The 14547-nt window shown below is 31.1% G+C and carries 12 protein-coding genes; 11 read left to right on the top strand and 1 reads right to left on the bottom strand.

Features of this window, described 5'->3' with window-relative positions; all coding sequences use genetic code 11:
• The first annotated feature begins 132 nt into the window (after positions 1 to 132).
• The 9 genes from CLLI_RS07200 to CLLI_RS07160 all read left to right on the top strand — a co-directional run bounded on the left by CLLI_RS07200 (position 133) and on the right by CLLI_RS07160 (position 10013).
• Positions 133 to 1134 carry a LacI family DNA-binding transcriptional regulator gene (locus CLLI_RS07200; RefSeq protein ID WP_106063548.1) on the top strand — a complete coding sequence of 334 codons (1002 nt, stop codon included), beginning with the start codon at positions 133 to 135 and terminating at the stop codon, positions 1132 to 1134.
• Between the two features lie 109 nt (positions 1135 to 1243).
• Positions 1244 to 1891 (top strand): bifunctional 4-hydroxy-2-oxoglutarate aldolase/2-dehydro-3-deoxy-phosphogluconate aldolase, encoded by a 648-nt coding sequence (locus tag CLLI_RS07195; protein WP_106063546.1) that lies wholly within the window; start codon positions 1244 to 1246, stop codon positions 1889 to 1891.
• 17 nt (positions 1892 to 1908) lie between these two features.
• Positions 1909 to 2856 carry a sugar kinase gene (locus CLLI_RS07190; protein WP_106063545.1) on the top strand — a complete coding sequence of 316 codons (948 nt, stop codon included), beginning with the start codon at positions 1909 to 1911 and terminating at the stop codon, positions 2854 to 2856.
• A 110-nt stretch (positions 2857 to 2966) separates the two neighbouring features.
• Positions 2967 to 3977 (top strand): TRAP transporter substrate-binding protein, encoded by a 1011-nt coding sequence (locus CLLI_RS07185; protein WP_479723244.1) that lies wholly within the window; start codon positions 2967 to 2969, stop codon positions 3975 to 3977.
• A gap of 1 nt (position 3978) precedes the next feature.
• A complete protein-coding gene (locus tag CLLI_RS07180) occupies positions 3979 to 4464 on the top strand; it encodes a TRAP transporter small permease (RefSeq protein ID WP_106063543.1) in 486 nt (161 codons plus the stop codon).
• Between the two features lie 13 nt (positions 4465 to 4477).
• Entirely contained in the window at positions 4478 to 5788 is a 1311-nt protein-coding gene (locus tag CLLI_RS07175; protein ID WP_106063542.1) for a TRAP transporter large permease, read from the top strand.
• Positions 5789 to 5811: 23 nt separating this feature from the next.
• A complete protein-coding gene (gene uxuA / locus CLLI_RS07170; protein WP_106063541.1) occupies positions 5812 to 6885 on the top strand; it encodes a mannonate dehydratase in 1074 nt (357 codons plus the stop codon).
• 24 nt (positions 6886 to 6909) lie between these two features.
• The gene (locus tag CLLI_RS07165) at positions 6910 to 8517 is read left to right on the top strand and encodes a mannitol dehydrogenase family protein (RefSeq protein WP_170063665.1); all 1608 of its coding nucleotides are present in this window, start codon (positions 6910 to 6912) and stop codon (positions 8515 to 8517) included.
• Positions 8518 to 8660: 143 nt separating this feature from the next.
• On the top strand, positions 8661 to 10013 hold the full coding sequence (locus CLLI_RS07160) for a CCA tRNA nucleotidyltransferase (RefSeq protein ID WP_106063540.1): 1353 nt from the start codon (positions 8661 to 8663) through the stop codon (positions 10011 to 10013).
• 61 nt (positions 10014 to 10074) lie between these two features.
• Here the strand turns inward: CLLI_RS07160 and CLLI_RS07155 are convergent, their stop codons facing one another.
• The gene (locus CLLI_RS07155) at positions 10075 to 10764 is read right to left on the bottom strand and encodes a helix-turn-helix transcriptional regulator (RefSeq protein ID WP_106063539.1); all 690 of its coding nucleotides are present in this window, start codon (positions 10762 to 10764) and stop codon (positions 10075 to 10077) included.
• A gap of 348 nt (positions 10765 to 11112) precedes the next feature.
• Here CLLI_RS07155 and CLLI_RS07150 point away from each other — a divergent pair, with 348 nt between their 5' ends.
• Both CLLI_RS07150 and CLLI_RS07145 read left to right on the top strand, forming a co-directional pair.
• A complete protein-coding gene (locus CLLI_RS07150) occupies positions 11113 to 12495 on the top strand; it encodes a tryptophanase (RefSeq protein WP_106063538.1) in 1383 nt (460 codons plus the stop codon).
• A gap of 496 nt (positions 12496 to 12991) precedes the next feature.
• Positions 12992 to 14350, top strand: coding sequence for a sodium-dependent transporter (locus tag CLLI_RS07145; RefSeq protein WP_106063537.1), 1359 nt, complete (start codon positions 12992 to 12994; stop codon positions 14348 to 14350).
• The last annotated feature ends 197 nt before the right edge of the window (positions 14351 to 14547 follow it).

Below are 14547 nucleotides of genomic sequence, written 5' to 3'. Positions count from 1 at the left end.
CCTCAATTAAAATAGTCTAGCTATAGGTGATAAAACTAATCCACAGCGTCTTATGATAATTATAGTAAAAATCTTTAAGAAAGGAAAAGTATAATGAATTTTTACTATATGTTCATTATACAAGGTGTTAAAATGGGAGTAACTATAAAAGATATAGCTAGAATTGCAAATGTTTCACATACTACTGTTTCACGAGCACTTAATGACAGTCCTTTTATAAACGAAGATACAAAAGTTAAAATAAAGTCTATAGCAAAAGAGCTTAATTATGTACCAAATTATAGTGCTAAAAGTTTGGTACTAGATAGATCATACAATATAGGATTGTTTTTTACAACTATAAGTCAAGTAACTTCACCGATGTTTTTCTATGAAACTGTAAGTGGTGTAAATAGTGCTATAAAAGAAAGCTATAATTTAGTAGTTAGAGGAATTGATGATTATAAAAAATTTACATTGATTAATAACAAAAGATTTGATGGCATTATATTAATGAGCCAAAGTAATAGTGATAATTCTTTTATATATTATTTACTTGAGAAGGATATACCCGTAGTTGTATTAAATAGAGATGTAGATGAAAATTCCATAGTTAATATATTATCAGCAGATAAAAAAGGAGCTTATAAAGCTGTAGAATATCTTATACAAAAGGGACATAAAAATATAGCTATAATAGAAGGTAAAAAAGGGTTTAATGCTACTACTGAGAGAAAAGAAGGGTTCTTAAAAGCATTAATTGAAAATAAACTACAAATACAGGATGAATATATGGTTCAAGGAGATTACACTATTGAAAGTGGATATATTGCTATGAAAAAGCTACTAAGTTTAAGTAATATTCCAACAGCTGTGTTTTGTTCTAATGATGAAATGGCAGTAGGAGCTATGAAAGCTGCATTTGAGACAGGACTTAATGTTCCGAAAGATATTTCTGTTATGGGATTTGATGACAATCAGCTAGGTGGCTTTATAACCCCGGCATTAACTACAGTAAGAAGGCCTATTATGGAATTAAGTAAAAAAGGTGCAGAGAAACTTTTAAACATTATAGAAAATAAAAGTACCGATGGAGAAAAAATATATGTTAATACAGAACTTATTGAAAGAGAGTCAGTGTCAAAATTAATATGATTTTGACACTAGATAAATAAAAAAATTTAAAGAGAGTTGTTAACGTTAACAATTTTATATAAACTTAACATAAATATGGACATGAAACAAAAAAGCTTAGGAGGTTAATATGAAAAGAATTGAAACTATAAAAAAAATAATTGAATGTGGTGTCGTAGCAGTAATAAGAACTGAATCAAAAGAAGAAGGAATAAAAGTTATTGACGCTGTAAAAAAAGGTGGAATAAAGGCGTTAGAAATAACAATGACTGTGCCGGGAGCAGTGGATATTATAAAAGAAATATCTGAAGTGTACAAACATGAAGACTTAATTATAGGAGCAGGAACAGTACTTGATTCAGAGACAGCAAGAGCGTGCATACTTGCAGGAGCTAAATATATAGTAAGTCCTTATCTTGATTTGGATACTGTTAAATTATGCAATAGATATAGAATACCTATAATGCCAGGAATAATGACTGTAAAAGAGGCAGTTGAAGCTCTTGAATATGGTGTTGAAATATTAAAAGTTTTCCCAGGTAATGCCTATGGTCCAGCAATTATAAAATCATTCAAAGGACCTATACCACAAGGCAATTTTATGCCTACAGGTGGAGTTAACTTAGATAACATAGAAGATTGGATAAAATCAGGAGCTGTAGCTGTTGGCACAGGATCAGATTTAACTAAAGGTGCTAAAACAGGAGATTATGAATTAGTTACTAAAACAGCGGCAAAGTTTGTAGAGAAAGTAAGAAAAGCAAGAGCTGATATCTAGAAAGGGGTGTAAGTACATTGGAAGTATTAACTTTTGGAGAAACCATGATAGTCTTTACCCCAGGTTCCAATGGACCATTAAGATATGTTCATAGTTTTAATAAGTCTATAGGTGGAGCAGATTCTAATGTGGCTATAGCACTTGCAAGACTTGGACATAAGTCTGCATGGTTTTCAAAGTTAGGAAATGATGAATTTGGAAGATATATTCAAAACACTGTAAGAGGGGAAGGTGTGGATGTTTCTAAATTAAAATTTACTAATGAAGCAAGCACAGGACTTCTTTTCAAAGAGAGATTTGGTAGCGAAGATCCCAATGTTTATTATTATAGAAAAGGATCAGCAGCCAGCAGATTATCTGTAGATGATGTAGATTTAGAATATATAAGACAAGCTAAAATAATTCATATTACAGGCATAACTCCAGCTTTATCAGAGAATGCAAAAGATGTAGTCTTTAAAGTGTTAAATATAGCAAAAAAAAATGGAATAACTATTTCGTTTGACCCAAATATTAGATTAAAGTTATGGACATTGGAGGAAGCAAAGCCAGTGCTTCTAGATATAGCAAAAATGTCAGATATAGTTTTACCAGGAGTTTCGGAAGGTGAAATGCTTTTGGGTACTAGTGATGAAAAAGAAATAGCACAAAAGTTTATAGATATGGGTTCAAAGATAGTAGCTGTAAAGCTTGGAGCAGATGGATGCTATGTGGCAAACCAAGATAAAGGTGTTTATGTAAAGGGATATTCAATTGACAAACCTGTGGACACTGTTGGAGCAGGAGATGGTTTTGCAGCAGGTTTTCTATCGGGAATATTAAAAAAATTAAGTATTGAAGAATGTGGTAAGTATGGTAATGGAGTAGGGGCTATGGCTACTCTTGTTAAAGGTGATATGGAAGGTTTTCCTTATTTAGATCAGCTTATGGCCTTTATGGGTAAAAAGGAAGTTATAGATAGGTAACCTGTACATTAAGTGTTATTTTTAAAAACTATTTATTAAAAAATTATATTTATTATTATATTATTAAAATTTGTGATATGTAAAAAGGGAGGAAAAACATGTTAAAGTTTATGAAAAAAACTATAGCTGTAGGCCTATTGGTTTCAATTCTAGCTTTTAGTTTGACTGGGTGCAATAGTGTTACTACTGGAAAACGAATTATTCGTATAGCTCATGGACAATCAGAAACTCATCCTGATAATTTAGGACTATTAGCATTTGAAAAATATGTAGAATCTAGATTAGGGGATAAGTATGATGTTCAAATTTTCCCCAATGAATTATTAGGGCCTTCTGTAAAGGCAATAGAATTAGTTCAAACAGGAGCAATTGATTTTGCAGTTTGCAGTACTGGCAATCTTGAAACATTTGATAACGTTTACCAAATATTTAGTATACCTTATCTATTTGATAGTGTAGAAGCTTATCATAAGGTTATGGAAGATAAAGAATTAATGAGCAGCATCTATAAATCTACAGAAGCGGCTGGTTTCGAATCAGTTACATGGTTTGAAGCAGGTACTAGAAACTTTTATGCTAAAACACCTATAAAAACCCCTGATGATTTAAAAGGCAAAAAGATTCGTGTTCAACAAAGTCCTACTAATGTAAGAATGATGGATTTATTTGGGGCTGCTGCAGCACCTATGAGTTTTGGCGAAGTATATACCGCTATACAACAGGGAGTAATTGATGGTGCAGAGAACAATGAATTGGCGTTGACTAACAATAAACATGGAGAAGTTGCTAAGTACTATTCATATAATCAACATCAAATGGTTCCTGATTTATTAATAGGAAATGTTAAATTCTTAAATAGCTTACCTCCTGAGGAAAGAAAGGTATTTGATGAAGCTGCTGAAGAAGCTACAAAAGTTGAACGTTCCCAATGGGATAGTCAAATAAAGAATGCTATTTATCAAGCAAAATCAATGGGAGTTAAATTTATAGATACTGATATAGAACCATTTAAAGAAAAGGTATTACCATTACATAAAGAATTATTAGAAAAGAATAAAAAATTACAGCCTATATATGATAAAATTCAGGAAATAAATAAACAAGTAAAGGAGGAAAAGTAATATGAAGAGTCTCAAAATGAAAATAAATAAAGTTCTAGAAATAATATGTATTACTTTATTTGTATTTATAACAATTATAGGAACTTATCAAATTATAACAAGATATGTATTCAACTCTCCAAGTACAATTTCAGAAGAATTATTAACCTTTTCTTTCACATGGATGGCATTACTTGCATCTGCCTTGGTTTTCGGAAAACGTGATCATATGAGAATAGAATTCGTTGCAAACCTATTCAAGGGAAAATCCGGAATAATTTTAAGCATTATTTCAGAAATATTAGTTCTAATTTTCTCAGCTGTAGTACTTGTTTATGGAGGAATTCAAATTACAAAACTTACAACCCTACAAATTACAGCTTCGCTAGGAATTCATATGTCATATATATACATTATAGTTCCTATAAGCGGAGTTTTAACAGTGATTTACAATATTATTAATATAAATGAATTGATTTTACAATTGAAATCAGAAAGTTCTAAATAAGGGAGGGGATTATATGAGTATAGCATTAGTATCAGGACTAATAATAGCGGTTTCTTTAATAATCTTATTACTTGGAGGTATTCCAATTTCAATTGCATTAGGTATATCTTCAATACTAGCTATATTACCAACATTAAATTTTGATGCTGCTGTTTTAACGGGGGCACAAAGAATCTTTTCGGGAATATCTGTATTTACATTAATAGCAATACCATTCTTTATTTTAGCCGGTAATATTATGAATAAAGGCGGAATAGCAATACGATTAATAAATTTTGCTAAGATCCTAACTGGTAGGGTACCAGGTGCATTAGCACATACAAACGCAGTTGCAAATATGATGTTTGGGGCTATTTCAGGTTCAGGTGTTGCAGCAGCATCAGCTATGGGTTCTATGATAGGACCAATTGCAGAAAAAGATGGCTATGATCGTGATTATATGGCCACTATAAATATAGCAACAGCACCAACAGGACTATTAATACCTCCAAGTAATGTGCTTATAACTTATTCTCTTGTAAGTGGTGGAACTTCAGTAGCAGCATTATTTATGGCAGGTTATATTCCGGGAATTCTTTGGGGTATTAGCTGTATGATTGTCGCATATTTTATAGCACGTAAAAAGGGGTATCGTAGCACAGAACATGTTACTTTAAAACAAGCGGCAAGAATAACATTAGAAGCAATACCAAGTTTATTATTAATTCTAATTGTTATTGGTGGAATCATTGCCGGTGTATTTACAGCTACAGAAGGTTCAATAGTAGCCGTTGTTTATAGTTTAATATTATCCTTATTCTTTTATAAAACAATAAAGTTCAAAGATCTATATGAAATTTTTAGAGACAGTGCTGAAATGACTGGAATAATAATATTTTTGATTGGTGCATCAAGTATTATGGCATGGGTTATGGCCTTTACTGGAATACCTGCAGCTATCTCAAAGTCATTATTAAGTATTAGTAACAATCCCATAATAATACTATTAATTATCAATGCTGTACTACTATTTGTAGGAACCTTCATGGATATAACACCTGCAATCCTCATATTTACGCCTATATTCTTACCAATATGTAAGAGCTTTGGAATGTCAGCAATTCAATTTGGAATAATGATAACATTCAATTTATGTATAGGAACAATTACACCGCCAGTAGGAAATATATTGTTTGTCGGTGTTAAGGTAGCAAAGACCAAAATTGAAAACGTAATGAAGAAATTAATACCATATTATATAGCTATTTTTATTGTATTGATGCTTACAACATATATACCTAATGTTTCTATGTGGTTACCTTTATTAATGGGATATAAAAAATAACATAAATTTGGGAGGAAAATTCTATGAAAATGACATTAAGATGGTTTGGCAGCAAACATGATTCAGTTACTCTTGAACAAATAAGACAAATTCCTAACGTTACAGGTGTTATTACAACGCTTTATGATATTCCTGCTGGAGAAGTATGGCCTTTGGAAAATATTTTAAAGTTAAAAGAAGAAGTCGAAGAAAGTGGGCTTAAGATAGAAGGAATAGAAAGCGTAAATATACATGATTCTATTAAAATAGGATTACCTGAAAGAGAAAAGTTTATTGAAAACTATATAGTGACTTTAGAGAACTTAGGTAAAGCAGGTATTAATATGGTTTGTTATAATTTTATGCCTGTATTTGACTGGACCCGTTCAGACTTGGCAAAGAAAAGAGCGGATGGATCTACTGTTTTATCATATGATCAAGATTTAATAGATAAAATCGATCCTGAAAAAATGTTTAAAGAAATTGATAATAATAGTAATGGATTTGTGATGCCAGGCTGGGAACCAGAAAGATTAGAGCATGTAAAAGAATTATTTGAAAAATATAAAGATGTAAACAATGAAAAGTTATTTGATAACCTTGTATACTTTTTAAATAGAATTCGTCCAGTATGCGAAAAATACAATATAATGATGGCAATTCATCCAGATGATCCTGCATGGTCTGTATTTAATTTGCCAAGAATTATAAATAATAAAGAGAATATATTGAAACTTTTAAAAGCAGTAGATGCAAAATTTAATGGACTTACTTTATGTACAGGCTCTTTAGGATCAAATCCTAATAATGATATTTGTGATATAATTCGTGCTGCAAAGGGAAGAATTCATTTTGCACATGTACGTAATATAATTCACCATTCACCAGGCAAGTTTGATGAAGCAGCACATTTATCAAAGGATGGTTCATTAGATATGTATGAAATAATGAAAACATTATGTGAAATTGGATTTGATGGTCCAGTACGTCCAGACCACGGCCGTGCTATTTGGGGCGAAGTTGCAATGCCAGGATATGGATTATATGATCGTGCATTAGGAGTAGCTTATTTAAATGGATTAGAAGAAGCAATTAAAAAATCAAATAAAACAAAATAGTAAAAATGCAAGGAGGAGAATGCCTTGAAACTTACGCAAGAGGAATTAAGGAATGATAAAATTTGGGAAGAAGCTGGTTTTGAGTTGCCTAAATTTGATAGGGATAAAATGATAAAGAATACTAAAGAAAATCCAGAATGGATACATTTTGGTGCAGGGAATATATTTCGCGCTTTTCCAGCAGCAGTTTGCCAAGATTTATTAAATAGAGGAATATTAAATACAGGTATAATAGTAGCTGAAGGATATGACTATGAGATAATTGAAAAAATCTACAAAAAATATGATAATCTAAATGTTTTAGCAACATTAAAAGTTGATGGAACATTAGAGAAAAAAGTAATAGGAAGCATTGCAGAATCTTTATGCGTAGACACAAATAATTTAAATGACTGGAATAGATTAAAAGAAATATTTAAAAGCAAAACTTTAAAAATGGCTTCTTTTACAATTACAGAAAAAGGTTATAGTTTAAAGAATGGAAAGAATGAATTTTTAAAGGACGTAGAAAATGATTTGAATAATGATCCGTCTTCTGCAAGGAGTTATATTGGTAAACTAGTAGCGTTATGTTATGAAAGATTCAAGGGTGGGAAATTACCATTAACATTAGTAAGTATGGATAACTGCTCACACAATGGTACTAAGTTAGAAAATGCTATTACAACTTTTGCAAAGAATTGGGTAGATAACAAATTAGTAGAATCTGAATTTTTAACTTATGTAAGTGAGAATATATCTTATCCATGGACTATGATAGATAAAATTACACCAAGACCTGCTGAGTCTGTTAAAAATATGTTAAAAGAAGCAGGCTTTGAAGATACAGAAGCTATTACTACTTCAAAGGATACATTTATTGCATCTTTTGTTAATGCTGAAGAACCTCAGTATTTAGTCATTGAAGACAATTTTAAAAATGGTCGTCTTCCGCTAAATAAAGGTGGAATTATTTACACAGATAGAGAAGTTGTAGATAAAGTAGAAAAGATGAAAGTATGTACTTGCTTAAATCCTCTTCATACAGCACTTGCTATTTATGGATGCTTATTGTCTTACACTAAAATATCTGATGAAATGAATGACAAGGAGCTTGTAATATTAATAAAAAATATAGGTTATAAAGAGGGGTTACCTGTTGTTGTAAATCCAGGAATTATATCACCTAATGATTTTATAGATGAAGTAATGAAGGTACGTTTACCAAATCCATTTATGCCTGATACACCACAAAGAATTGCTTGTGATACTTCACAAAAGTTAAGTATACGTTTTGGTGAAACTATAAAAGCTTATGTTAAAAATCCTGAGCTAGATGTTAAAGACTTAACATTTATACCTCTTGTTATAGCAGGATGGTGTCGTTATCTAATGGCTATAGATGATAAAGAAAATAAATTTGAATTAAGTCCAGACCCTTTACTTTCATCAGTAACTCCAATAATAGATAATGTTAAGCTAGGAAATACTAAGAATGTTCATGAAACTCTAATGAAGATTTTACCTAACAGGGAAATTTTCGGCGTTGATTTATATGAAGTAGGTTTAGGGGAAAAAATTGAAAGCTACTTTAAAGAATTAATTGCTGGAGAAGGTGCTGTTCGTTCAACATTAAAGAAATATTGTAAATAATTAAACACAAATAAACGCTGAGAAATTTAGTTTTTCAGCGTTTATTATTTGAAAAATTTTAAATTTTACATTGTATTATATTATGTTTATAATAATTGCAATGAAATTAAAAAAATGGATAAATGGCAGGAGAGGAAAATACAATGAAAATAGATATACCTAAACCAGTGGAATTTATTATGAATACATTAGAAGAATATAATTATGAGGCGTATATTGTAGGGGGATGTGTTAGAGACAGTATATTAAATAAAACACCTAATGATTGGGACATTACAACAAATGCTAGAGCAAAACAAGTTGAAGAAATTTTTCAGAGTAGAGGATTTAAAGTTACAGAAACAGGAATTAAACATGGAACAGTTACAATAATGATTAATAATGTAGGCCATGAAGTAACAACTTATAGAATTGATGGGGAATATTTAGACGGTAGACATCCTGATAAAGTAGAATTTACAAATAGTTTAAAGGAGGATTTAAGTCGTAGAGATTTTACTATAAATGCTATGGCCTATAATCCTACTGAAGGGATAATTGACTATTTTGAAGGCATTAAAGATCTGGAGAACAAAACCATCAGATGTGTAGGAGATCCTTTAAAAAGATTTTCAGAAGATGCTTTAAGGATAATGAGAGCTGTAAGATTTTCAGCACAATTAGGTTTTCAAATTGAAGATAACACAGAAAATGCTATAAGATCTTTGAGCAGTAATATTAAATTTGTGTCAATGGAAAGAATTAAAGGGGAATTCGATAAGATACTTTTATCAGATAATGCGGATAGAATACATAGCTTAAATGATTATGGGCTAATGACGAATTTCTTGCCCGAATACGATATATGTGAGGCTACTTCTCAAAATAATCCTTATCATATTTTTGATGTTGCAACCCATTTGATTTGTAGTGTAGAAAATATTGAAAAGAATTTGTATTTAAGGTTAACAATGTTGTTGCATGATATTTGTAAACCTCAGTGTAAAACTACAGATGAGTTAGGAATAGATCATTTTTATATACATGCATATAAGTCGGCAGAAAAAGCAAGAGAAATTCTTAAAAGAATGAAGTATGATAACAAAACAATAGAAAAAGTATATACTTTAATAAAATATCATGATTATGAGTTATATAGTAATAAGTCCATTAAAAAATTATTAAATAAAATAGGTGAGGAATTATTTGTAGACCTATTAAAGGTAAAAGAAGCTGATATAAAAGCCCAGAGTCCAAAATTTTATGAAGAAAGACATATAAAATTGCTAGAAATAAAGGAAAAATTAAATAATATTTTACAGGAGAGGCAATGTTTTAGTTTAAAAGATTTAGCCATTAATGGTAGGGACTTAACTGAATTAGGATTGGCTCAGGGAAAAGAAATAGGTAAAATATTAAATGAATTATTAGAAATGGTTATGGAAAATCCAGAATTAAATACTAAAGAGGAGTTAATAAATATAATAAAAAAGAACGGGATAAATCATATTTTCTAGGGTTAAAAACATAAGAATGGTCTTTAACCCTAGAAATAGGGAAATTCAATTTAGTTCATTTCTACTGTTGACTTTTATCTTTATTAAGAATATTTAGATAGCGATAAATACTTGGTTCTGAACAATGAAGCTGTTTAGCTACTTCGCTAACTGCTCCTTTTAGCATAAATATTCCCTTTTGATTTAAAATATCCACTATGCTAAGTCGTTCATCTTGAGTTAATCGATCAACAGGAATATTCTCGTCGGCTAAAACCTTTTGTAAAACAGTTTGTGTAACTTCTTCAATAGATTCAGAGAAGTTTTCGGGAACATCATTTAAAATTGAATTAACTGAATCATAAGATTTATTTTGAAGTATTAATTCATCAGGATGACATAGTTTTAGAATTTCTTCGCTTAGAGCAACATACTTACTGTCGTCAAAATTAATACATAACATTGCTACAACTTCATCATTATCATCTTTTATGAACATAGTTGAGGAACGTAGAACCCTATTAGTCCCTGAAGCGCCATTATAATTAATAAGATAATCACTATTTTTATAACTACCCATAGTCATTACTTTTAATCCTAGATTTGTTAAAGGCGCACCTACCTTGCGTCCGCTCACATGCCCATTTGCTATGGCTACAATAGAATATTTCTTATCAGTCAAATCATGTAGTACAATTTCATAATCAGGTCCCAATACCTTTCCTAAAAACTCAACTAGTTTAGTAAATTGATCTAATATATTTTTATTCATTTTATGCACCTACTTTATGATTTTATATACTATATTTACAATATCATGAAGATTAATATATTTCAATGTAATATAAAAAGTATTATCATTATAATAAAATATTATATTAATAATAGAAACGTTTTATATAAAATAGGCATTTTAAGAAATTTTAATATGATAAAGCGATATATAAACGTTTTCATTATAACAATAATAAAAAGTAAATTATGATGTTGACAAAAAATTATAACTGTAATATAATTACATTAAGGTAAAAATTGGCAGACGAGAATTAAAACTACTGCTTGAATTATTCCAATTTACCATAGCATAGATAAATCAAAATTAAAGAGTGGAGGGTTTATTATGAGTGTTAAATACGTACCAGAACCATTTAGAATTAAGATGGTTGAAACAATCAAAATGCTTAGCCGTGAAGAAAGGGAACAAAAAATTGCTGAGGCAAAATACAACTTATTTAATCTTAAAGGTGAAGACGTATATATTGATTTATTAACAGATAGTGGAACAAATGCAATGAGCCAAGAACAATGGGCTGGTGTAATGAGAGGTGACGAAGCCTATGCAGGAGCTTCAAGCTATTTTAAATTAGTTGAATCAGCACAAGATATATTTGGATATAAATATATTCAACCTGTACATCAAGGTCGTGCAGCGGAAAAAGTCCTTTTTGGATTATTAATGGGTAAAGGACAATATTCTATATCCAATATGCACTTTGATACAACTAGAGCACATGTTGAACTATCAGGTGCAAGGGCTATTGATTGTGTCGTTCCCGAAGCTGCAAACCCATCACTTAGAGTACCATTTAAAGGGAATATGGATGTTAAAAGACTTGAACAATTAATTAAGGAACATGGAGCAGATAAAGTTGCTCTTGTTATTATGACTATAACAAATAACTCAGCAGGAGGTCAGCCTGTATCAGTTCAAAATATAAGAGAAACCTCTGAAATTTGTAAAAAGTACAATATTAAACTTTGCATAGATGCAGCACGTTATGCAGAAAATGCTTATTTTATAAAACAACGTGAACCTGGATACGAAAATAAATCTATAAAGGAAATAGTTAAAGAAGTATTTAGTTATGCAGATATGTTTACAATGAGTGCTAAGAAAGATACTATTGTTAATATGGGCGGTTTAATTGGTATTAAAGAGGATGAAAAGTTATACCAGTTATGCAAAGGACGCACAATATCTTTTGAGGGATTTATTACTTATGGAGGACTTGCAGGCCGTGATCTTGAGGCTTTGTCAATTGGCCTTTATGAAGGAATTGATGAAAACTATTTAAAATATAGAATAGGACAGATGGAATACCTTGCAGGACGTCTCGATGATGCAGGCATAGCTTATCAGTCACCAGTAGGTGGACATGGAGTATTTGTAGATGCAAAGGCTATGTTCCCACAGATTCCATATTATGAGTTTCCAGCACAGGCTTTAGCAGTAGAACTTTATAAAGAAGCAGGAATCCGCACAACTGATATTGGATCTTATATGCTAGGTAATGACCCTGATACTGGAAAACAGCTTAAGGCAGAATTTGAGTTTACAAGACTTGCAATTCCACGTCGTGTATATACTCAAGCACATATTGATATTATGGCAGATGCCCTTATTGCAATTAAAGAAAGAGCAAGTGCTGTTAAAGGTTATAAGATTACATGGGAGCCACCAATTCTTCGTCACTTCCAAGCAAGTCTTGAGCCATTAAAGTAAAATAATATACCCGCAAAATATTAAGGCTATATATTTTGCGGGTAATACTTAAAATATATGACCAGCAGATGACTTACAAGTTGATGTATTAAATATGTAAATATTAGCTAGATATTTTTACATATTTTTCACTTTTCTCATATCGCTATTTTCGTTGCAATTAACAATAAATAGACTGATAACAAAAACATTATTAAATTTGTTTTGTAGAAAGTGGAAAAGAGATAAGAGGTACAATCAGTATCCCATCATGAAAAATTTAGTTTTCATGTTAAGCTCTTTTTTCACTTTCTATATTTATGTAATGAAATAATTAAAACCGCCTAAATCAATGCATATCTAAAATATTTTCTATCAATGGCATCTTGAAATATAATCTCACAACAATTGAAGTTACATGAAAAATTATAAAGTCATAAAAAGGATTAATGTTTAATAGAATTAATAAGCTTTCTATTAAATATTATAATAATTATATTATAAAAGGAGTGATATTATGGGGAATAATAATCATGAAAAAAATCATATTGACGTGAGTGTTGACGGTAATAGGGATGCCTTCAGTTCAAAATTTGGATTTATTGTAGCATGCATTGGCTCGGCAGTGGGTATGGGCAATATATGGCTGTTTCCTTATCGTGTAGGACAATTTGGAGGAGCTGCATTTCTAATTCCATATTTTGTATTTGTTATACTTCTCGGATTTACAGGGGTTATTGGAGAAATGTCTTTTGGTCGTGCTATGGGAACAGGACCACTTGGGGCTTTTAAAAAGGCATTAGAGAGAAGAGGAAAGAAACATGGAGATCTTATTGGACTTATTCCAGTAATAGGTTCATTAGGCATTGCCATAGGATATTCAGTAGTTGTTGGATGGATACTTAGATTTACTGTAGGATCTATTACTGGCTCCATGGTAAATGCCCAAGATAGCGGGGCATATTTTGGTGCCATAGCTGGAAGAATGGGAAGTGTCAACTGGCATATGTTAGCACTAGCCATAACTTTTATTGTTATGCTTGCAGGAGTTTCTAATGGAATAGAAAAAGTTAACAAGGTGATGATGCCTGCATTCTATATATTGTTTATTATACTTGCAATTCGTGTTGTAACACTACCAGGAGCTATGGAAGGATATAAGTATTTATTTGTACCTAGGTGGGAATATTTAGGAGACCCCAAGACTTGGGTATATGCCTTAGGGCAGGCGTTTTTCTCTCTTTCATTAGCGGGTTCAGGGACTGTAGTATATGGAAGCTATCTAAAGAAAACTGAAGATGTTGTGGAAAGTGCAAAGTATGTAGCTATTTTTGATACAATTGCAGCAATGTTGGCTGCACTTGTAATTATACCATCAGTATTTGCTTTTAGCATGGATCCAGGAGCAGGGCCTGCACTTATGTTTATTACTATGCCAAATGTATTTAAGCAAATGCCAGCGGGACAATTATTTTCAATTTTCTTCTTTATAGCTGTTTTATTTGCTGGAGTTACATCTTTAGTAAATCTATTTGAAACACCAATAGAGACACTACAAGAAAGATTTAAACTCTCCAGAAAAGCTTCGGTTGCTGTTATTGCGTTAATTGGAGCGGTTACTGGAATAATTCTTGAGGACGGAGATATGCTTGGTGCTTGGATGGATGTTATATCCATTTACGTTATTCCTTTAGGAGCACTTCTTTCTGCAATTATGTTTTATTGGGTTTGTGGGTCAAAGTTTGCAAGAGAACAAGTGCAGTTAGGACGCAAAAATGAATTAGGTTCCTGGTTTGAGCCAATGACAAAATATGTATTTTGTGGGCTTACAATCATAGTCTATATATTAGGCATATTCTATGGCGGTATTGGCTAAAATTCAAGGGAGAATTAGGATATGATATTAGGGTCTTGGTGATTTTATATTCATATATTCAATTAAATTTATCTTAGAGTATAATTTTAGTAGGCAAAAGTAGTAATAATTACTGCTTAAAAAATTAAAAGGAGATACAAAAAGTATCTCCCACATACATAAAAAATCCATTATAATGTAAGTTGATATTACTATAC

The sequence above is a fragment of the Clostridium liquoris genome, assembly GCF_002995785.1.
GTDB classification, from domain to species: Bacteria; Bacillota; Clostridia; order Clostridiales; family Clostridiaceae; genus Clostridium_AO; species Clostridium_AO liquoris.
This window is presented reverse-complemented; position numbering and strand designations above follow the sequence as displayed.